This is a genomic window from Escherichia sp. 93.1518 (assembly GCF_013368915.2).
Taxonomy (GTDB): Bacteria; Pseudomonadota; Gammaproteobacteria; order Enterobacterales; family Enterobacteriaceae; genus Escherichia; species Escherichia ruysiae.
This window is the reverse complement of the sequence record NZ_JABWMT020000003.1, coordinates 1-21,786: the sequence shown is the minus strand read 5'-3', so window position 1 is coordinate 21,786 and position 21,786 is coordinate 1. Positions and strand designations below refer to the sequence as shown.

Annotated in this window: 16 protein-coding genes; 5 read left to right on the top strand and 11 right to left on the bottom strand. The window is 51.2% G+C overall.

The genetic code is table 11. The annotated features are described in order from the left end of the window. Positions 1-307: 307 nt before the first annotated feature. The 6 genes from HEN21_RS02875 to cusR form a co-directional block, all read right to left on the bottom strand. Entirely contained in the window at positions 308-985 is a 678-nt protein-coding gene (locus HEN21_RS02875) for a hypothetical protein (RefSeq protein WP_000987172.1), read from the bottom strand. Positions 986-1,306: 321 nt separating this feature from the next. Next, positions 1,307-2,197: a DUF4434 family protein gene (locus HEN21_RS02870; protein ID WP_001228562.1), complete on the bottom strand. Its 891-nt coding sequence runs from the start codon at positions 2,195-2,197 to the stop codon at positions 1,307-1,309. Beyond that, positions 2,198-5,170 (bottom strand): bacteriophage adsorption protein NfrA, encoded by a 2,973-nt coding sequence (gene nfrA / locus HEN21_RS02865; protein WP_176251632.1) that lies wholly within the window; start codon positions 5,168-5,170, stop codon positions 2,198-2,200. It lies immediately after the preceding gene. Continuing rightward, the gene (nfrB, locus tag HEN21_RS02860) at positions 5,157-7,394 is read right to left on the bottom strand and encodes a cyclic di-3',5'-guanylate-activated glycosyltransferase NfrB (protein ID WP_000383892.1); all 2,238 of its coding nucleotides are present in this window, start codon (positions 7,392-7,394) and stop codon (positions 5,157-5,159) included. Before nfrB ends, nfrA begins: the two co-directional genes overlap by 14 nt. A gap of 149 nt (positions 7,395-7,543) precedes the next feature. Next, on the bottom strand, positions 7,544-8,986 hold the full coding sequence (cusS, locus tag HEN21_RS02855) for a Cu(+)/Ag(+) sensor histidine kinase CusS (RefSeq protein ID WP_176251631.1): 1,443 nt from the start codon (positions 8,984-8,986) through the stop codon (positions 7,544-7,546). Beyond that, positions 8,976-9,659, bottom strand: a complete 684-nt coding sequence (cusR, locus tag HEN21_RS02850) for a copper response regulator transcription factor CusR (RefSeq protein WP_000770938.1) — start codon at positions 9,657-9,659, stop codon at positions 8,976-8,978. Before cusR ends, cusS begins: the two co-directional genes overlap by 11 nt. Positions 9,660-9,815: 156 nt before the next feature. Between cusR and cusC the strand changes: the two genes are divergently transcribed. From cusC to pheP, 5 genes are all read left to right on the top strand, one after another. Then, the gene (cusC, locus tag HEN21_RS02845; RefSeq protein ID WP_000093103.1) at positions 9,816-11,198 is read left to right on the top strand and encodes a Cu(+)/Ag(+) efflux RND transporter outer membrane channel CusC; all 1,383 of its coding nucleotides are present in this window, start codon (positions 9,816-9,818) and stop codon (positions 11,196-11,198) included. A 23-nt stretch (positions 11,199-11,221) separates the two neighbouring features. Then, positions 11,222-11,554, top strand: a complete 333-nt coding sequence (gene cusF, locus HEN21_RS02840) for a Cu(+)/Ag(+) efflux RND transporter periplasmic metallochaperone CusF (protein WP_000709873.1) — start codon at positions 11,222-11,224, stop codon at positions 11,552-11,554. A 15-nt stretch (positions 11,555-11,569) separates the two neighbouring features. Beyond that, positions 11,570-12,793 (top strand): Cu(+)/Ag(+) efflux RND transporter periplasmic adaptor subunit CusB, encoded by a 1,224-nt coding sequence (gene cusB / locus HEN21_RS02835; protein WP_176251630.1) that lies wholly within the window; start codon positions 11,570-11,572, stop codon positions 12,791-12,793. Positions 12,794-12,804: 11 nt separating this feature from the next. Continuing rightward, complete coding sequence (gene cusA / locus HEN21_RS02830; RefSeq protein ID WP_176251629.1) at positions 12,805-15,948, top strand: Cu(+)/Ag(+) efflux RND transporter permease subunit CusA; 3,144 nt, start codon at positions 12,805-12,807, stop codon at positions 15,946-15,948. A gap of 101 nt (positions 15,949-16,049) precedes the next feature. After that, positions 16,050-17,432 carry a phenylalanine transporter gene (gene pheP, locus HEN21_RS02825; RefSeq protein ID WP_176251628.1) on the top strand — a complete coding sequence of 461 codons (1,383 nt, stop codon included), beginning with the start codon at positions 16,050-16,052 and terminating at the stop codon, positions 17,430-17,432. A 92-nt stretch (positions 17,433-17,524) separates the two neighbouring features. On the opposite strand, the gene ybdG is transcribed toward pheP, so the two are convergent. From ybdG to HEN21_RS02800, 5 genes are all read right to left on the bottom strand, one after another. Further along, positions 17,525-18,772: a mechanosensitive ion channel YbdG gene (ybdG, locus tag HEN21_RS02820; RefSeq protein WP_001153137.1), complete on the bottom strand. Its 1,248-nt coding sequence runs from the start codon at positions 18,770-18,772 to the stop codon at positions 17,525-17,527. A gap of 111 nt (positions 18,773-18,883) precedes the next feature. Next, positions 18,884-19,537 (bottom strand): oxygen-insensitive NAD(P)H nitroreductase, encoded by a 654-nt coding sequence (gene nfsB, locus HEN21_RS02815; RefSeq protein ID WP_021550396.1) that lies wholly within the window; start codon positions 19,535-19,537, stop codon positions 18,884-18,886. 92 nt (positions 19,538-19,629) lie between these two features. Next, positions 19,630-19,998 carry an MmcQ/YjbR family DNA-binding protein gene (locus HEN21_RS02810; RefSeq protein WP_000360961.1) on the bottom strand — a complete coding sequence of 123 codons (369 nt, stop codon included), beginning with the start codon at positions 19,996-19,998 and terminating at the stop codon, positions 19,630-19,632. A gap of 64 nt (positions 19,999-20,062) precedes the next feature. After that, positions 20,063-20,311: a DUF1158 domain-containing protein gene (locus tag HEN21_RS02805; protein ID WP_000682511.1), complete on the bottom strand. Its 249-nt coding sequence runs from the start codon at positions 20,309-20,311 to the stop codon at positions 20,063-20,065. A 65-nt stretch (positions 20,312-20,376) separates the two neighbouring features. Continuing rightward, a complete protein-coding gene (locus HEN21_RS02800; protein ID WP_176251627.1) occupies positions 20,377-21,495 on the bottom strand; it encodes a YbdK family carboxylate-amine ligase in 1,119 nt (372 codons plus the stop codon). Between the last annotated feature and the right edge of the window lie 291 nt (positions 21,496-21,786).

Here is a 21,786-nt window from a genome sequence, read left to right as displayed (position 1 = left end):
AGTGGAGCAGGGGGATTACCACATTTGCGTTTTGAACAGTAGCAATAAAGTTTTCGGTGAGAAATGCCACCAGTATTTTGTGATGAAACGGATATTGGCGGTATAGGTGGGTATTTGATATCGAGAGTTGATAGTTTATAGAAAAATAAAAATGAAATATTAAGTTTGTTTATTTTTAACCTTCGTACACATCGCTGATAAAATGAGAACCACCCGCTGAACGGGTGGTTATGCGTAAGTTTAATTTTATAATTTCAGTGAATGTTTACGCTGTAATAATACAAATGATAGTGGACAAAAAGCACAATCAGTTGATCGATTCACCGTAGGATGCGACTGCCTGAGCGGTGTCTCCCCCGCTCAATACCTGTCTGACTCCATCATTTTTCAGCCAATAATAAGTATTATTTTCTTTATTAAAAGCGTAAATTCTACAAATACCGCCAATCTCATTATTTGTATTCCATCCACTATTAGCTACATTGCCCCACTCCTGGTAAAGACCTGCGTTAACTTCTCGCGAGATAATATGACCTGAATTATGATCATTATAATCGTAACTATCGATATCCTGTGCTTCAGGAAATTCTCCGTTCATGCTCTCAATCCATGGTAAAATCTTTTGAATTGAATCATAAGTTTCAATACTGTATTTAAAGAAACGCTTAACAGTAAAAATATAAATACCGGCAACTTTGTTCGTTGATTTATCAGTGGCGAAAATAGCAAAAATCTTCCCAATACACTTTTCGTCAACGCCAGGAAAAGTCACTGTGCCATCTTGACTGACCGCCAGAACATTATTGTCTGCATCAGTGCTACAGCTCCATTTTACTTTGCCATTATTAACTGGGTCATTATCAATAACCATCTTAAAGGTGGCACCTGGAAACAAGCAGTTAGGAAAATGGTAACCATTCTTCATATCATTGTTAATATCATAGATATGGTTGTCAACTAAAACGCCTGTAATTTTACTCATCATTAACTCTCTTTGTTTGTTAAATAAAAGGGTTTATTCCTGTGTAAAGGAATATACTGATGTTAATACAATCAATGAATAATTGTTCTTATTTACAGGTTATATAGTGGCATGAATATGATTATATAATGCCTCTGAGTAGTGGCTGCACCGGTTATTTGTGTCACTGCTATCTTCTTATTGGCTATGCAGGTCGTAGTGGGGCAAAACCGAGACGCATAAAATGCGTTGAAAAAAGAGAATCTGCTAAACAATTAATACAAACAGGATTCTGATTAGGAAAGTGAAAAGGAAGGGAGCAAGCAAAGTTGCTCCCTTAAACAATTAATATTCGAGGATGCCACGCGCGACGGGCAAATAGCGCAGGGAGAAATAGAGCAAGTCCTTGCCGCAGGAGGCGCGTTTTGCTAATAGTGAGGCGATCTCCGCATCTGGTTTTGGTTTAGCTTCAAACGTTTTACCTTTGCCCGCGACAAACAATTCATAAACAATGCCGCTGGCGGGCGAGGCAATCTGGCAATCTGCACTGGCTTGCAGATAACGTTCGCGCTGCCCGGCGGTGAGTTTATCCACGCCGCTGCCATCCTGTACCCAGACATTAACGCTGGTTGCTTTAACTTGTTCCAGCAGTTGGCGATAGCCATCGGGCGACATGTTTCCGGCGAAAAAACTACTGACATAAATCGGTTTTGCCAAAACATCACTAAGCAGTCGCTGAGTATTATTTAACCATTTCAGCAATGGCTGGCGGGCGGCTTCGCTGCGCCAGTTCAAATCGTCAATTTCCGCACTGATGTACCAGCCATCCGGCGTTACGCCCGGTGCGGCGCTCCATAATCTGGCTTGCTGGAGATCGGCCGCCAGCAGGCGATTAAGATAGCTTTCCAGCGCCACAGATGACTGCTTCTGATGCATAAAAAATTCCGGATCGGCATTCAGGCCAACAATCAGCTTCAGGCCAGCGTGCTGCGCTGCCGCTGCACGTCTGAACAATAATGCACGCTCTTCTGGCTGGGTGAATGCATCGCCGTAACGGGTCCATTGCAAAACCAGAGTATCGAAGCCCTGCAAACGTAACTGGCTCATCAGCCCCTGCCACTGGGCGTCGGTGACCTGACTGTCACGATTTTGCGGTTGCCAGATGATACCTTTCATCGCAAAGGAAAAAGGGCTGACCAGCAGCAGTGTCAGCATTACGAAAATTAACTTACGCATTTACCAGTGCACTCCAATGGTGAGAAACGCGTTGTTGCGCTCCCCGCTACGTTGATTAATCGCCTTAAAGGTATGCTGATATTCGACGCCGAGACTGACTTTGTGCGGCCAGGCATCATAGTGCGTCTCGCCGGTCCAGATATTCCAGCGCACGCCAACACCGCCAAGCTGCGCGCCCTGAGTGCCTTTATCACGATAGCCGTTGTCCTGAACGTGAGCGTAAGGCTCAATGGTTTGTCCGTTCGCCACCTTCTGATGCCAGCTCACGCGATAATCTGCCGTCCACGCCTGAATATCCTGGCGGACATATTGCGCCGCATCGAGATACAGGTTTTGGGCAAACCAGCCTGAACCGTTCGGGTGCCACTCGTCGCTGTATTTGCCGCCGTTAAAGAACGAGGCACTGGCGCGCAGCATGGTATCGGAGGCGCCATTTTGCCCGTTCAGCGGCAACTGCTGTTCAACGGCGAGGAAAAAGATTTGGTCGCGCAGGGGCTTCCAGCGCAGGCCGGTGCCGGACATCGGATTTTTCACCGGCATTGCTACACCGTTTTCTCCGGTATCGGCAAATACACGGCTGTAAACCGAAAGCAGGTCGCCTTCCAGCAGCATATTGCGCCCGATGCGGTACTCGGCTTCCAGTTGCGCGTAGCTACGATAACTTTTCCCTGGCGCAGCGCCGCCAACATTGTTGTTAGCGGTACTCATCGCCCCGGAACGCAAGCCGATGGAAGAATCGAAACTGAACGTCCAGCGGCGACCGACATCTTCATGCAGACGGCGGAAATTGAAACGTTGCTGATTTTGCTCTGGCGTCAGTGGGGTTATTAGCGCCTGGTTATCAATATCATCAATTACCCGCCGGGCGTACTGTTGTGTTGCAGGCATATCATCCAGACGCTGGTTCACGTAGGCCAGTTGTCGGATCAGTGCTGGATCGTCCGGCAATCCTTTATGCGCCTGTTCCAGCATTTCCCGCGATTGCGCGATATCACCGCTATCCCACAAGGCGTAACCGAGCGCCGCCTGGGTGTTGCTGTTATTGGGTTCCAGTTCCAGAGCGGCGCGCAAATCGCTCACCGCCGCAGAGACATCATGACGTTGGCGATAAATCGTCGCCCGCGCAACGTAAGCGTTAGCAGAAGGTGCAATGTTAATTGAGCGTGTGAGATCGTTCAGTGCGAGTTCCGGTTGACCGGGAATATAACGTTGCGCATGTAGCCACCAGTACAGCGCATTGTTTCCCAGCCCGCGTTGTTCTGCCTGCTGAAGCCAGCGATCGCGAGCCGCGCCATTTCCTGCCGCCTGAGCGGTATTGGCGGCAGCAAGTAGATCTTCATTGCTCATGTCGTGAAGGCTGATTTTCTGCCAGGCCGCCAGTGCGGTGTTGTAGTCTTCCACCTGGTATGCCTGATAAGCCACCGCGCGATGTTGCCACGCGTTCGGTTGTCGTTGTTCTGCCTGAAGCCAGGCATACAACGCCACGCCGGGTAGCGTGTCCCGATAACACTTCGCCAGACGGTTCCAGGCCGCAGCATCGTAGGAAGGCGACATATCGCCCAGCAAGCGGACTATCACCGGGCAATTATCTGCAATCCCCGGTAACTGGCTTTGCCACTGACGCTGCTCCGCCAGCGGCAAGGGTTTCGATAAAATCGCCACTTTTGCCGGGGTCGCCAGGTAAGGATGCTTTTCCAACAGCGAAGCCAGTCGCGCCATTAAAGTATGACTGACGGTTGTATCTCCCTGGAAGGGGTAGCGTTGCAGCAACAAATCGGCAGCTTCGCGTGACTGTCCGTTCTGTATCAGTTGCCAGGTCAGTTGATCCAGACGGGTAAGATTTGCCGGTTCTTGCTGATACAGCAACCGCGCCAGACGCAGAGCTTCAGCCTTGTTACGAGTCGCCACGCTGACGGCATAACGCTCCTCAAGCATTTCATTGGCGGGAAGGGTAGCGAGCAGTTTTTGCGCTGCGTCGTACTGACCTTCTTTTAACAGCACCGGTAGCGTCGCGCCAACAACATACTGGCGGTTATCGGCAAACTGTACCGTGTGATTCGCCAACGCTTGCACCGGGTTGTCACTGTATTTTGATAACAGATAGAGCCAGCTTTTCTCTTGTGTGTCCGAGGTAAACAGCGGCTTATTTTCAGCGAGATAACGCTGGAGACGTGCTTTTTCGCCACGATAAGCCAGAGAGGTCGCGTAAGTAATATACGACTGTGGATCGGTGAAGATCCCCACTGATTGCAGCGCCAGGATCCGATCATCCAATTGCCCGGTAAGAAGCACATCAAACCACTGGCGGCGCTCTGCCGCGCTTAATGTATTCTGCTGGCGTGCTTCATTGTATAGCGTATCTGCCTGGGACCATTGTTTCAGGTAGATTGCCCGTTGCAGCAGATCGGTACGCAACGTTTTTCCTTCCGGCGATGCGGCAAACGTTGCATCGTTCAGTTGCGCTCTGGCGACAGGTAACTGTGCCAGGCGCAGGGCATTCTGCCCGACTTCACTGCGACAACGCAGGGTCGGCACAGCATCGCACGCCTTTTGCTGAGCCAGCAGTTCTTCAACGGTATTAACGGTTTTGACTTCTACTGGAATTGCCGCGAGATTGCGTTCAAGGCGGGCATCGCCAGGATGACGTTTTAGTTGATCCTCAAGCAACAGCCGCGCGCGATCATCATGACCAAAATGGCGATAGGCTTCTGCCAGATATAACGTCAACGGAATATTATCCGGCACCTGCTGATGAATATATTCAAATTCGCGGATGGCGGTTTTTTCGTCGTTATTTTTCTGTGCCTTCAGCGCCTTATCGAGACGGGGATAAATAACAAAATGGCGATAGTCGCTCAGCCCCAGCTCTTCTGCGCTGGTGCCGATATTGTCTGCGAGTGCGCTGGTACTCAATAAAGACGTCAGCAGTAAACCAGACCATCCGATGACGCGATTAAGGTTATTTTCCTTCATTTTCGGACTCCAGCTCCGCAACCTGTTCTGTGGTTAAACCTGCTTTGAGTAATAATGATTGCATCGAAACTTGTAATTCGCGTTGAATTGTCAGGACGCGATCCAGCGTTTCCTGGCTAATAACGCCTTCGGTGACCAAAAATTTACCGAGCGGCAGTGAGCTGCGTTCATGGCGCAATAACAACACGTTAATTGCAGAACGATTAATATGGCCGAGCGTGGTCAGTATTTCGGCGAACAGGAACTGATGCGGTACATATTGCTGCCAGATGTCGCTGGCCTGCTGTTCAGTGAGCCATTGCTGCTGAACCGCATTGTGCAACATTGCTCGTGGGTCATAACCGCGACGACGCGCATACCAGTGACGTAAACCGGTGACGATTTGCCCGCGCAGAACAATGACGTAACGCACCTTGCGTCCGACCTTACGTGTCAGAGCCGCCAGTGAAACCGGATCGATACCATCTTCGCTGCCGACAATTAACTCATCATTTTCCAGACGTAGCGGCAGCACCGCATAATGTAGCGCCACGGACGCAGGCATTTCGGCAATCAGCGAGGAAGGGATCTGCCAGGCATCGATCGATTCCCACGCCACGCCGTTTTGCTCCGCCAGTGCCTGCGCCAGTTGCTCGGCGCTAATCAATCCCTGCATCAGCATCGAACCGCCGAGGCGTAGACCTTCAACACGATTACGCAGTGCTGTATCGAGTTGCTCTTCAGTGATGACCTGATTTTCCAGCAGGATTTGACCTAACGGGCGCAACGAACGGGTATCGCCAGTCACGCTGGGGAAATCATGCGTCGTTTTATCCCATGCCACGCGACGCGGGTCGCCGTGCTGAAGAACCTGTTTCAACGCGCGCCAGTTGGCCATAAAATTAATCAGGTTGCCCCAGAATAGCCGCAGGACGGAGAGTAAGCCTTGCGTCAGGCCGTAGTAGCCGGTGACAAAAATCACTCGTTGCACAATGCGGTTGATCATCAAGCCAAAGTTTAGCCACAGCAGGGTCATCAACCATGTGCTGCCGCTGAAAATAGAAAGAAAATGCCAGGCGTCGGAGCACAAACTTTCATACGCCATCAACAGCAGAAGCTGGAGCATCACCAGCATCGCGAGGAAGCTGACAAAGTTACTGATTGCCCCTTTGCGGTCGCGCCAGAGAAAGTAGTTCAGCGTCAGACTGGAGGTCCATTTGTGGGTTTTAAAGCCCTGGAAAACAATGCCGATGATCCAGCGAGATTTTTGTCGAACCGCAGTTGAAAATGTGTCGGGGAAATATTCGCGCACGCAGATCATGTTTGACGTCCGCGCGTGCTGTAAAAATTTACGCTGTTCGCGCTCTTTGGCTTCGTCCACCACCGGAAAACGGACAAAAATTTCCGTCATACCTTTTTCTTTCAGGCGGAAGCCAATGTCGTAATCTTCAGTAAGACTCTGCACGTCGAAAGCAATACCGTCACCGTCAGCTAACAGTGCGGTCACGGCGCGGCGGCTGAAACAGGTGCCGACGCCTGCGCTGGGCACTTGTCCGGCGAGGGCTTCACGCACCGGAACATCTTTGCCATGCAGTTCTGAAAACTCATCGATATAGGTCATGCTGGTGAAGTGCGTCCATTCGCGTTCGAACGGATACACCGGGATCTGAATCAGATCTTTACGCTCGACCAGATAGTTGAACAGACGCAATTCCATCGGTGAAATCACGTCTTCGGCATCATGCAGAATAAAACCAGCAAAAGCGAAATTGGCGCTACGCTCAAACTGGGTGATGGCGTCCAGCACATTGTTCAGACAGTCGGCTTTACTGGTGGGGCCAGGACGCGCACAGACCACCTTGTGCACATTCGGAAAGCGAGCGCACACTTCGTCAACATCACGCTGAGTATCGGGGTCGTTGGGGTAAGTGCCGACAAAGATATGATAGTTTTCGTAGTCGAGCGTGGTTGCCGCCAGCTCGGCCATATTGCCGATGACGCCAGTTTCATTCCACGCCGGAACCATAATCGCTAAGGGTTTTTCATCCGGCTTATACAGTTCGCGGTAACTCATTCGCGGGTAGTGGCGATAAACACTCAACTTGCGCTTAATGCGGCGTACCCAGTAGACGACATCAATAAAAAAATCGTCCAGCCCGCTGATGAACATTATGACCGCTAACGTTATCGCGATTACTTTTAAGCCGTAGAGCCAGGTAGCAAAAACATCAAGAAGCCAGTCCACACAAAAACCTTACATTAACGCTGGTTATGTTTAGGGTGGCGTATATTAAGGTTTTTTATGGATTGTGACAGCTTTTTACCATTAATAGGTAGGATTATTGCGGCACGTTATTTTTACACTGGTTATAAAAGTTGCCGTTTGCTGAATGATTAAGCGGGTAATGTGATAATAAACCTTGTCTCCCGCGCATCTGACGTAACCGCAACCGTGCCTTTATGCGCGACAACAATCGATTTCACTATCGCCAGACCAATGCCGCTACCTTCGCCTTTTCTCTGGCGGGAAGGGTCAACGCGGTAGAAACGGTCAAACAATCGCGGTAAGTGTTCGGGCGCAATGGGCGTACCGGGGTTTTCGACGGAAACTTGCACCAGGTGATCGACCTTCTGGCAGCGTACTACAATTGTCTCTCCGGGCGGCGTATAACGCAGGGCGTTAGAAAGCAGGTTACTTAACGCCCGACGCAGCATCAGCGGATCGCCCGCAACCTGACACTCGTCGCCAACAAACCGCAGCTCCACGCCACGATCTTCCGCTAACGCTTCGAAAAAATCGAACACTTTGCTGACTTCATCCGCCAGGTTGAGCATTTTCTTTTCGGGGATTAACTGGTTGTTATCGGCCTGGGCGAGAAACAGCATATCGCTGACCATTTTCGCCATTCGCGTTAGCTCTTCGAGATTAGAGTAGAGCACATCTTCCAGCTCCTTCTGGCTGCGCGACTGGCTGAGGGCGATCTCCGTTTGCGTTACCAGATTCGTAATTGGTGTGCGAATTTCGTGGGCGATATCCGCTGAGAAATTGGACTGGCGGGTAAAGACATCCTCGATACGCTCGATCATATGGTTGAACGACAATACCAGCTGCTCCAGCTCAATCGGCACGGTCTGCGGGTCAAGGCGAACGTCGAGATCTTTCGAGGTGATATTCTGGATTTGACGGCTGACGCTGCGGATCGGCGCGTGACCTTTATGCACCGCCAACAGCACGATAAAAACGATCAGAATGCTGATGATCGATGCGGTCATAATAAGTTTATTCATCAAGTCATTAATGTAATGAAGATGAAAATCGATCGATAGCGCGATATAGAGCGTATAACTCGGTTTGCCGTCCACCAGTGGGCCAACCGGCAAGCTAATCATCCGCCAGTTGCTGTGTTCCATATGCCCGTGACCGTGGCCCGGCATCATAATCGTCGGGCCGGAAAGGAGATACACCTCGCCATTCCGGGCGTCTTTATCGGGTATGGCGTCACGTGCAAACTCGCGGATATCGGGCGCGTCGGGGGAGTGATACACCGTTTTACCGTGGCTATCTGCCAGAGAAATCAACACGTTGGAATAACCACTGACAATGTCTTCCAGCGTCATTAAGCGTCGGGCTTGTGTCTCTTCAGGATGATTAAGAACGCGCTTGAGCGTGGTGCTAATCTCTTTTAAATCATTAATATCCTGCTCGGCAAAATGCACCTTGACCGAGTGGATCATGATCCACGCGAAGGCGAAAAATGCCGCGATGGTGGCAAGGCTGATAAAAAAGGTCAGGCGGGTTGCCAGCGAAAACGGGCGCTGAAATGGCTTACTGACCATCCGGCACCTCAAGCATGTAACCCACGCCGCGCACGGTTTGAATCAGCTTCGGCTCAAAGTCGTTGTCGATTTTGCCGCGTAGCCGCTTCACCGCCACATCAATGGCGTTAGTGTCGCTGTCGAAATTCATGTCCCATACCTGCGAGGCGATAAGCGAGCGGGGCAGCACTTCGCCCTGATGGCGAAGGAAAAACTCCAGCAGAGTAAATTCTTTACTGGTCAGAGTGATGCGCGTGCCGCTGCGGGTGACTTTGCGGCTGACGAGATCGACCATCAGATCGGCAACCTGAAACTGACTTTCGATAATCACCGCCGCCCCGCGCCGCAGTAAAGTGCGCACCCGCGCCAGAAGTTCAGCAAAAGCGAACGGCTTCACCAGGTAGTCATCCGCTCCCAGCTCCAGCCCCTTGACACGATGTTCAATCGTACCCAGCGCGCTGAGCAGCAGAATCGGCATCCCTTTGTTGGCAGAACGCAACATGCGCACGATATCCCAGCCGTTCACGTCCGGCAGCATAATATCGAGGATTATCAGGTCATAATCACCGGTCATCGCCAGATGGTAGCCATTCAGCCCGTTGTCGGCTAAATCGACCACAAAACCGGCTTCGGTTAACCCTTTGGTTAAGTATTCGCCAGTTTTCTTTTCATCTTCGACAATCAACAGTTTCATATTTCCTCCGCATGTTGCCCGGGCAATTCTAGAGGAGCGGGATCAGATGGCAATCGCTTATTGGCAAAATGACAATTTTGTCATTTTCCTGTCACCGGAAAATCAGAGCCTGGCGAGTAAAGTTGGCGGCATAAAATCACCAGAAATTATGCGCCTATGTCTTCTTGTAAACTCCTGACACTTTGTGTAGCCCTTGCACTAACCGGTTGTTCACTGGCGCCGGATTATCAGCGTCCGGCAATGCCCGTGCCGCAACAGTTCTCACTCAGCCAGAACGGCCTGGTTAACGCGGCAGATAACTACCAGAACGCGGGCTGGCGCACCTTTTTTGTTGATAATCAACTGAAGACGTTGATTAGCGAGGCGCTGGTGAATAACCGGGATTTGCGCATGGCGACCCTGAAAGTGCAGGAGGCGCGGGCGCAATATCGTCTGACCGATGCCGACCGTTACCCGCAACTCAATGGCGATGGCAGCGGCAGCTGGAGCGGCAATCTTAAAGGCGATTCAGCCACGACTAGGGAGTTTTCGACTGGCCTTAACGCCAGCTTTGACCTCGATTTTTTCGGTCGCTTAAAGAACATGAGCGAAGCCGAGCGACAAAATTATTTAGCCACTGAGGAAGCTCAGCGCGCGGTGCATATTCTGCTGGTTTCTAATGTCGCGCAAAGCTATTTCAATCAGCAGCTGGCTTATGCGCAATTGCAAATAGCCGAAGAAACGCTGCGTAATTACCAGCAGTCATATGCGTTTGTCGAAAAACAACTGTTAACCGGCAGCAGCAATGTTCTGGCGCTGGAACAGGCTCGCGGGGTGATTGAAAGTACCCGCAGCGATATCGCTAAACGTCAGGGGGAACTGGCGCAGGCGAATAATGCATTGCAACTGTTATTAGGAAGCTACGGCAAGCTGCCGCAAGCGCAGACAGCGGGTAGCGACAGCCTGCAAAGCGTTAAATTACCGGCGGGCTTGTCGTCGCAAATCTTGTTGCAGCGCCCGGATATTATGGAAGCTGAACACGCGTTAATGGCGGCTAATGCCAATATTGGCGCCGCACGCGCGGCATTTTTCCCGTCTATCAGTCTGACCAGCGGAATCTCAACCGCCAGCAGCGATCTCTCATCATTATTTAACGCCAGCAGCGGAATGTGGAATTTTATTCCCAAAATTGAGATCCCCATTTTTAATGCCGGGCGTAACCAGGCCAATCTGGATATCGCTGAAATTCGCCAGCAGCAGTCGGTGGTGAATTATGAACAAAAAATCCAGAATGCCTTTAAAGAAGTGGTAGATGCGCTGGCGTTACGTCAAAGCCTGAATGATCAAATTAGCGCCCAACAGCGTTATCTGGCGTCGCTGCAAATTACCCTGCAACGGGCACGGGCATTATATCAGCACGGCGCAGTCAGTTATCTGGAAGTGCTGGATGCCGAACGTTCTTTATTTGCTACCCGACAAACCTTACTCGACCTGAATTATGCCCGTCAGGTTAATGAAATTTCTTTATATACCGCCCTGGGTGGCGGTTGGCAGCAATAATTTTTAACTCCAGGAGAGAATAAATGAAAAAAGCACTGCAAGTCGCAATGTTCAGTCTGTTTACTGTTATTGGTTTTAATGCCCAGGCTAACGAACATCATCATGAAACCATGAGCGAAGCACAACCGCAGGTGATTAGCGCCACCGGTGTGGTAAAAGGTGTTGATCTGGAAAGCAAAAAAATCACCATCCACCACGATCCGATTGCCGCAGTGAACTGGCCGGAGATGACTATGCGCTTTACCATCACTCCGCAGACGAAAATGAGTGAAATTAAAACCGGCGACAAAGTGGCGTTTAATTTTGTCCAGCAGGGCAACCTTTCTTTATTACAGGATATTAAAGTCAGCCAGTAACCCAGGTTTAATTCAATGAAAAAAATCGCGCTTATTATCGGCAGCATGATCGCGGGCGGTATTATTTCTGCGGCAGGTTTTACCTGGTTTGCAAAGGCGGAACCGCCAGTGGAAAAAACGCCAACCGCAGAACGTAAAATCTTATTCTGGTACGACCCGATGTATCCCAATACGCGGTTCGATAAACCAGGTAAATCGCCGTTTATGGATATGGATCTGGTGCCGAAATATGCCGATGAAGAGAGTTCTGCGTCTGGTGTACGCATTGACCCGACCCAGACGCAGAATCTGGGGGTGAAAACGGCTACCGTCACGCGCGGGCCGCTGACTTTTGCCCAGAGTTTCCCGGCGAATGTCAGTTACAACGAGTATCAGTTTGCCATTGTGCAGGCTCGAGCCGCCGGATTTATTGACAAAGTTTATCCGCTCACGGTGGGCGATAAAGTGAAAAAGGGCGCGCCGCTTCTCGACCTGACCATTCCCGACTGGGTGGAAGCGCAGAGTGAGTATTTACTGCTGCGCGAAACCGGCGGTACGGCGACCCAGACCGAAGGTATTCTTGAACGCCTGCGGCTGGCGGGAATGCCGGAGGCCGATATTCGCCGCCTGATCGCCACGCAAAAAATCCAGACTCGCTTTACGCTCAAAGCGCCCATTGATGGCGTGATCACCGCGTTTGATCTGCGCGCGGGAATGAATATCGCCAAAGATAACGTGGTCGCGAAAATTCAGGGTATGGACCCGGTGTGGGTCACTGCCGCGATCCCGGAGTCCATCGCCTGGCTGGTGAAAGATGCCTCGCAGTTTACGCTCACCGTTCCGGCGCGACCCGATAAAACGCTCACCATCCGCAAATGGACGATGCTACCCGGCGTAGATGCCGCGACCCGCACTTTGCAACTGCGTCTGGAAGTCGACAACGCCGACGAGGCGCTAAAACCGGGAATGAACGCCTGGTTGCAACTCAACACCGCCAGCGAACCGATGCTGCTCATTCCGTCACAGGCGCTGATTGATACCGGCAGCGAACAGCGGGTGATTACCGTTGATGCCGACGGGCGCTTTGTACCGAAACGCGTTTCCGTTTTCCAGGCCTCGCAAGGCGTCACCGCGTTACGCTCAGGTCTGGCGGAAGGGGAAAAGGTGGTTTCCAGCGGCCTGTTCCTGATTGATTCTGAAGCCAATATTTCTGGCGCGCTGGAGCGGATGCGCTCTGAAAGTGCTACCCACGTGCATTGAGGGAATAACCAATGATTGAATGGATTATTCGTCGCTCGGTGGCGAACCGTTTTCTGGTGCTGATGGGCGCGTTGTTTTTGAGCATCTGGGGCACCTGGACCATCATTAACACGCCAGTGGATGCACTGCCGGATCTCTCTGATGTGCAGGTGATTATTAAAACCAGCTATCCCGGTCAGGCTCCGCAAATCGTTGAAAATCAGGTGACTTATCCACTGACTACCACCATGTTGTCGGTGCCTGGCGCGAAGACCGTGCGCGGTTTCTCGCAGTTTGGCGACTCTTATGTGTATGTCATTTTCGAAGATGGCACCGATCCATACTGGGCGCGCTCGCGGGTGCTGGAGTACCTCAACCAGGTGCAGGGTAAGCTGCCAGCGGGTGTCAGCGCGGAGCTGGGGCCAGACGCCACGGGCGTTGGCTGGATTTATGAATACGCGCTGGTGGATCGCAGCGGTAAGCACGATCTGGCTGATTTACGCTCATTGCAGGACTGGTTTCTCAAATATGAGCTAAAAACCATCCCTGACGTTGCGGAAGTGGCGTCGGTGGGCGGTGTGGTGAAAGAGTATCAGGTGGTTATCGATCCCCAGCGCCTGGCGCAATATGGCATCACACTCGCCGAAGTGAAAAGCGCGCTGGATGCCTCAAATCAGGAAGCGGGCGGTTCGTCGATCGAACTGGCGGAAGCGGAATATATGGTGCGCGCCAGCGGCTATCTGAAAACGCTCGACGACTTTAATCACATCGTTTTAAAAGCCAGTGAAAATGGCGTGCCCGTTTATCTGCGTGATGTTGCGAAAGTCCAGGTAGGGCCGGAAATGCGCCGGGGCATTGCGGAACTGAACGGCGAAGGCGAAGTCGCTGGCGGGGTGGTGATCCTGCGTTCCGGCAAAAACGCCCGTGAAGTGATCTCCGCCGTGAAGGACAAGCTGGAAACGCTAAAAAGCAGTCTGCCGGAAGGCGTGGAGATAGTTACAACATACGATCGCAGCCAGCTCATTGACCGCGCCATCGACAACCTCAGCGGCAAGCTGCTGGAAGAGTTTATTGTGGTGGCGATAGTCTGTGCGCTGTTTCTCTGGCATGTACGCTCGGCGCTGGTGGCGATTATTTCGTTGCCGCTGGGGTTGTGTATTGCTTTTATTGTCATGCACTTCCAGGGGCTGAACGCCAATATTATGTCGTTGGGTGGCATTGCGATTGCCGTCGGGGCGATGGTCGATGCCGCCATCGTCATGATCGAGAATGCGCATAAACGGCTGGAAGAGTGGCAGCACCAGCATCCTGACGTCATGCTGGATAATAAAACGCGCTGGCAGGTGATTACCGATGCTTCTGTTGAAGTGGGGCCGGCGCTGTTTATCAGTCTGCTGATTATCACGCTGTCGTTTATCCCAATCTTCACTCTGGAAGGGCAGGAAGGGCGTCTGTTTGGTCCGCTGGCGTTCACCAAAACCTATGCCATGGCAGGCGCGGCGCTGCTGGCGATCGTGGTGATCCCCATTCTGATGGGCTACTGGATCCGTGGCAAAATTCCGCCAGAAAGCAGTAACCCGCTCAATCGTTTTTTGATTCGTATTTACCATCCGCTGTTGCTGAAAGTACTGCACTGGCCGAAAACCACGCTGCTGGTGGCGGCGCTTTCGGTGCTGACAGTTATCTGGCCGCTCAATAAAGTTGGCGGGGAATTTTTACCGCAGATCAATGAAGGCGACTTGTTGTATATGCCTTCGACGCTGCCGGGGATTTCCGCGTCGGAAGCAGCGAGTATGCTGCAAAAAACCGACAAGCTGATTATGAGCGTACCGGAAGTGGCGCGGGTGTTTGGCAAAACCGGGAAAGCGGAAACTGCCACCGACTCCGCTCCGCTGGAGATGGTAGAAACGACCATTCAGCTTAAGCCGCAGGATCAGTGGCGGCCTGGCATGACGATGGACAAAATCATCGAAGAGCTGGATAGCACCGTGCGACTACCGGGGCTGGCGAATCTGTGGGTGCCACCAATCCGTAACCGTATTGATATGCTTTCCACCGGCATTAAAAGCCCCATCGGCATTAAAGTGTCCGGCAATGTGCTGGCGGATATCGACGCGATGGCGGAGCAAATTGAAGACGTGGCGCGAACGGTGCCAGGCGTGGCTTCTGCTCTTGCCGAACGTCTGGAAGGTGGGCGTTATATCAATATTGAGATTAACCGTGAAAAAGCCGCGCGTTACGGTATGACGGTGGCGGATGTGCAGTTGTTTGTCACCTCTGCGGTGGGCGGGGCGATGGTTGGCGAAACGGTGGAAGGGATTGCCCGTTATCCAATTAATCTGCGTTATCCGCAAAGCTGGCGCGATAGCCCGCAGGCTCTGCGCCAGTTGCCGATTTTGACGCCGATGAAGCAGCAAATCACCCTGGCAGACGTGGCCGACGTTAACGTCTCCACCGGACCGTCGATGCTGAAAACCGAGAATGCGCGCCCGACGAGCTGGATTTATATCGATGCCCGCGATCGTGACATGGTGTCGGTGGTTCACGATCTGCAAAAAGCGATTGCCGAAAAAGTGCAGTTGAAACCGGGCACCAGCGTGGCGTTTTCCGGTCAGTTCGAGCTACTGGAGCGCGCCAACCATAAGCTGAAACTCATGGTGCCGATGACGCTGATGATCATTTTCGTGCTGTTATATCTGGCGTTCCGTCGGGTGGGCGAAGCGTTACTGATTATCAGCAGCGTACCGTTTGCGCTGGTGGGCGGTATCTGGTTTCTGTGGTGGATGGGCTTTCATCTTTCCGTCGCGACCGGCACCGGTTTTATCGCTCTCGCCGGGGTCGCTGCCGAGTTTGGCGTGGTGATGCTGATGTATTTACGTCACGCCATAGAGGCAGAGCCGTCGCTGGATAATCCACAAACATTCAGCGAGCAGAAACTGGATGAGGCGTTGTATCACGGCGCGGTACTGCGCGTGCGCCCGAAAGCGATGACGGTGGCGGTGATTATCGCCGGTCTGCTGCCGATTCTGTGGGGAACGGGGGCGGGTTCCGAAGTGATGAGCCGTATCGCCGCGCCGATGATTGGCGGCATGATCACCGCACCTTTGCTGTCGCTGTTTATTATCCCGGCGGCGTATAAGCTGATGTGGCTGCATCGGCATCGGGTACGGAAATAAAAGCAGGATACCCGGTTTAACTGTGTGGATTGTGTCTTGCGACGACCAGCACTAAATGTTAAAAGGAGCCCCTCAATAAAAAAGACACACAGGGGAAAGGCGTGAAAAACGCGTCAACCGTATCGGAAGATACTGCGTCGAAACAAGAACCGACGCTTCATCGGGGATTACATAACCGTCATATTCAGCTAATTGCGCTGGGTGGCGCCATTGGTACTGGTCTGTTTCTTGGCATTGGTCCGGCGATTCAGATGGCGGGTCCGGCTGTATTGCTGGGCTACGGCGTTGCCGGGATCATCGCTTTCCTGATTATGCGCCAGCTCGGCGAGATGGTGGTCGAAGAGCCGGTATCCGGTTCGTTTGCCCACTTTGCCTATAAATACTGGGGACCGTTTGCGGGCTTCCTCTCCGGCTGGAACTACTGGGTGATGTTCGTGCTGGTAGGAATGGCAGAGCTGACGGCGGCGGGTATCTATATGCAGTACTGGTTCCCGGATGTTCCCACCTGGATCTGGGCTGCTGCCTTCTTTATTATCATCAACGCCGTTAACCTGGTGAACGTGCGCTTGTATGGTGAAACTGAGTTCTGGTTCGCGCTGATTAAAGTGCTGGCGATCATCGGCATGATCGGTTTTGGCCTGTGGCTGCTGTTCTCTGGTCACGGCGGCGAGAAAGCCAGTATCGACAACCTCTGGCGCTACGGTGGTTTCTTCGCCACCGGCTGGAATGGGCTGATTTTGTCGCTGGCGGTGATTATGTTCTCCTTCGGCGGTCTGGAGCTGATTGGGATTACTGCCGCTGAAGCGCGCGATCCGGAAAAAAGCATTCCGAAGGCAGTGAATCAGGTGGTTTATCGTATCCTGCTGTTTTATATCGGTTCACTGGTGGTTTTACTGGCGCTCTACCCGTGGGTGGAAGTGAAATCCAACAGTAGCCCGTTTGTGATGATTTTCCATAATCTCGACAGCAATGTGGTGGCTTCTGCGCTGAACCTTGTCATTCTGGTAGCGTCTCTGTCAGTTTATAACAGCGGAGTTTACTCTAACAGCCGGATGCTGTTTGGCCTCTCTGTACAGGGGAATGCGCCGAAGTTCCTTACTCGTGTTAGCCGTCGCGGCGTGCCAATCAACTCGCTGATCCTGTCCGGGGCAATCACTTCGCTGGTGGTGTTGATTAACTATCTGCTGCCGCAAAAAGCGTTTGGTTTGCTGATGGCGCTGGTGGTGGCAACGCTGCTGCTGAATTGGATTATGATCTGCCTGGCGCATCTGCGTTTTCGCGCGGCGATGCGACGTCAGGGGCGAGAAACACAGTTTAAGGCACTGCTCTATCCGTTCGGCAACTATCTTTGCATTGCCTTCCTCGGCATGATTTTGGTGCTGATGTGCACGATGGATGATATGCGCTTGTCAGCAATTTTGCTGCCGGTGTGGATTGTGTTCCTGTTTGTGGCGTTTAAAACGTTGCGTCGGAAAGCGAAATAGTCGCGTCGGATAAGGCGTTTACGCCGCATCCGACAAAACGATGTAAACAATCTGAAGCCGCTCTCATCCATTCGATGAGAGCGGTTTTTTAATTATTGCTTAAATGCACCCGCCAGAGAGCGAATATCATTGCCGGTTGGCGACTGATGAAGTCGCAGACCAAACTCTTCGACGATGGCAAATATATGGTCGAAAATATCAGCCTGAATGCTTTCATATTCCAGCCATACTACGGTATTGGTAAACGCATATATCTCAAGCGGTAAACCATTATCGCCCGGTGCAAGCTGACGTACCATTAAGGTCATATCTTTACGAATACGTGGATGGTTACGTAGATATTCGTTCAGATAGGCACGAAAGGTTCCAATATTGGTCATTCGGCGCAGATTTAATACTGACTCCGTAGACCCTTGCTGGCGGTTCCACTCATTAATTTCCTGATGGCGGCTGGTTAAATAAGGCTTTAACAGATGAGCTTTATTCAGCCGTTGCATTTCGGTTTCATCAAGAAAGCGAATACTGGTGACATCAATACTGATACTGCGTTTAATGCGTCGTCCACCAGAGGCTGACATTCCGCTCCAGTTTTTAAAGGAGTCAGAAACCAGAGACCAGGTGGGAATAGTGGTAATTGTATTATCCCAGTTACGCACTTTGACGGTGGTTAAACCAATATCGATCACCGCGCCATCCGCGCCGTATTTCGGCATTTCCAGCCAGTCGCCCAGTTTCAGCATATCGTTCGCGGAAAGCTGAATACCTGCTACCAGACCAAGAATCGGATCTTTAAATACCAACATCAGCACGGCAGCCATTGCGCCAAGACCACTGATCAGAATGGTTGGTGACTGACCAATCAGCAGTGAGATCATCAATATGCCGACCAGAATTGCGCCGATCAGCTTTATCCCCTGAAATATCCCTTTTAGCGGTAACTGTTTTGCTGCCGGGAATTTCTGCGCCAGATTTAAAATAACATCCAGCAACGAGAAGACTGAAAGCAGCGCATACATCATGATCCACAACTGCGCGCAGGTGGTCAGAATATCAGCCGCTTCGGTGCCTTTTTGCAGCCAGAATACCGCCTGAATATTGACGATAATCCCTTGCAGGGTAAAAGCTAAACGATGAAATAGTTTATTCTGGGTAATGATTTGCAACCACAGCCGTGAACTGGCAATGGCGCGTTTTTCGAAGGTACGTAGTACCACCCAGTGCAAAATAATATGCACTACAACGGCGGTCAGAAAAATAATACCGAAAATCATCACCATTGAGGTGGTGTGATCAATCTCAATACCCGCTAAATCTTCAACCTGGGATATTAAATCCTGCATAACGTCTCCTGTATACAACAGCGGCCTATGATGACGGCTGAAACAGGGTTATGCAAATCAGGAAAATCTGATGTGAAATAGCCGGGATCAGTTCCCGGCTATAAAGGAGAATTACACTTCAGTTAAGGTGATACTTTGTGGCAGACGAGATTTCGGCAGGGTAGCGTTAAAATCTTCCACGCTGTGATGGCCTACCGGTACGACCACCAGACTGGTGTAACCTTTCTCTTTCAAACCAAATTCTTCATCGAGGATCGCCGCGTCAAAACCTTCGATTGGCACCGCGTCCAGACCCAGTGCCGCAACGCCCAGCAGGAAGTTACCGACGTTGAGATAAACCTGTTTTGCCATCCACTCTGCATCATCATGCAGATCTTTACGGTGCATATCGGCGAAGAACTTACGGCCTTTATCGTTCGCCGCTTTGGCTTCCGGCGTGGCAAAGCGACCATCGGCATCTTCCTGGTCAACAACCAGCTTCAGCCAGGCATCGTCCATTGCGGTTTTCGCGCAGAACACCACGACGTGCGAGGCATCAAGCATTTTACGTTCGTTGAACACGTAATTGTCGGCGGCGGATTTAGCGACACGCGCTTTACCTTCTTCCGTGCTGGCCACAATAAAATGCCATGGCTGGGAGTTGGTGCTGGATGGGCTGTACTGCAACAGGGTTTTGATCTGCTCGGCTTGTTCCGGGGTAAGTTTTTTGCTGGCATCAAATGCCTTAGTGGAATGACGCTTTAAGGCGACAGAAATGATATCCATAAAGACTCCTTGTGAAAGATGTTTGTGTGCCAGCAGATTACAAGGATCAAAGTAAAATGGTAAGCGAGAAAAATGCTCTATAGATTTCCGTTTTAACCAGGGCGCAGCCTTTTTTGATCGCGTTTAGCTAAGCCATCAACCACTAAATTCCATGAGTCGTTGATCAGATCGCTGAGCAACGATTCAGAGATTTCCTCGCCGGGATACACAGAAATCCAGTGCTTTTTATTCATGTGATACCCAGGCTTAATGCTTGGATATATTTGCTGATTTAACAGGGAATTTTGTGGATCGGACTTCAGATTTATGAAGGGGACGCCGCGCAGCTCCGACGACAGCATAAAAATCTTGCCGCCAATTTTAAAGACATCGAACTCTGGGCCAAACGGCCAGCAAAGCTCGACGAAGGGTAACTCAAGGGCAAGGCGTTTCGCCGTTTCGTGCAGTGATTGCTTATCCATAAACGTTCCTTAAGGCGAAGGAGAATAAGCAAAGTATGCCGCGAAGTACGGTGATAATCGACGTTTAATCCGCCAGTGAGAACCAGCGTCGCCAGATAAATCTAAGAATAAAATATTCAATAGCGCCCAGCACTAAAAACCACAGACAAAATAACAATGTGTAAAGCTGACTCAGATCCATTAAATGGAACGTGGTCATCAGTTTCTGTGCCAGCGTCAGCCCCAGCGCAGGGGCGGGCAGCAGCAGGCAAGAGAGGAAAGCCATCAGCAAAATGCCTGCTGCGGTAGTCAAGGTTTCTAAGGGGTGTTTCATAACATTGTTAAATGTAAGTTAAAACACCATTGTCGGGGATATTTCTGCGTAACGCAATTCTCAGCTTAGTCTCCAGCCCAAATCTCACAATGCTTTTTCACCAGTCCAATCAGCGAGCCGCCATCGGTGACGAAATCTCGCATCAGCTGCGCTTCATTCAGACCGCTGATAACCTGGCGGTGCAGTGCTTCAATTGCACTCGATGCACCAATTTTATGTGCAGAAGGGGCGATTTTTTCCAGCAATCGCAAGGTGTCTTCCGTTAGTGGTCGACGATCGCCGGTGTGCGGATCGGTAACGACGCCTTCCAGACCATAACGGCAGGCCTGGAAACGGTTGAATTTATACAGCAGATAATCTTTCTCCTGATGTTTGAACGGGCGTTCCGTCAGCAACCAGTGGGCGGTGGCCTGAATCAATCCCGCCATATTTACCGCATGGCTAAGGGTTAACGGGGTATCCATCACCCGAACCTCCACCGTGCCAAAATGGGGGCTAGGGCGAATATCCCAGTGCAGATCTTTAATGCTGTCGATCATCGTGGTGTAACTCAGGCAGCGAAACAGGGCTTCAAATTGTTGCCAGTTACTGACCCACGGCATCGGGCCATTATCGGGAAAGGCAGAAAAAATATTCGGTCTTGAGGAGGCAAAACGCGTATCCGTTCCTTGCATATACGGCGACGCGGCAGAAAGGGCGATAAAGTGCGGCACAAACCTCGATAAGCCGTGCAGCAAATAAATAGCGTCATCGCCACTGGCACAGCCAACGTGCACGTGTTGACCAAAAACGGTCGCCTGCTGAATGAGATAGCCGAAGTTTTCCAGCGTCCGTTGATAACGTTCGTTATCGCACACCTCCTGACGCTGCCATTTCTGAAACGGATGCGTACCACCACCGCAAATTTCCAGATGATGATCTGCCGCAGCTTGCAAAACGACTTTCTGCATCGCTGAAAATTGCCCGGCAGCCTGGTTGATATCACGGCAAACATCTGTCGCCAGCTCCAGCATACTTTCGGTGATATCGTGCTTCACTTCCCCGGCAGTGATCTGATTTTTAACGGCGTCAATCAGCGTTGAAGAGTCCTGGCTAAGGTCATATCCCGGAGGATTAACCACCTGCATTTCCAGTTCAATACCGAGGGTAAAAGGTTCAGAAATATGAAACTCAGGTAATGGCATAGGTTTCTCTTATGTTGGCATTTTCATTCCAGTATAGAAGTGGCAGCGGCAGGGCGAGATGCGGAAGTTCTGGAATGTTTCTTTTTTTGGTGGTGGTGAACTGATTGCTACTGAAGCAATTTGGCTACTTTTGCAAGGTGACCAGTAGTGGCAGAGCTGGCTGGCGGCGAAGAATTTTGACGATTGGGGCGAGCAGAAAAAAACTGGCTCAGCTTCGGTTGATCAAATGAGTAGTGAGAAGTCCGAAACAGGATTAACTGTATAAATAAACAGCCATTTTGCTAAGGAAGG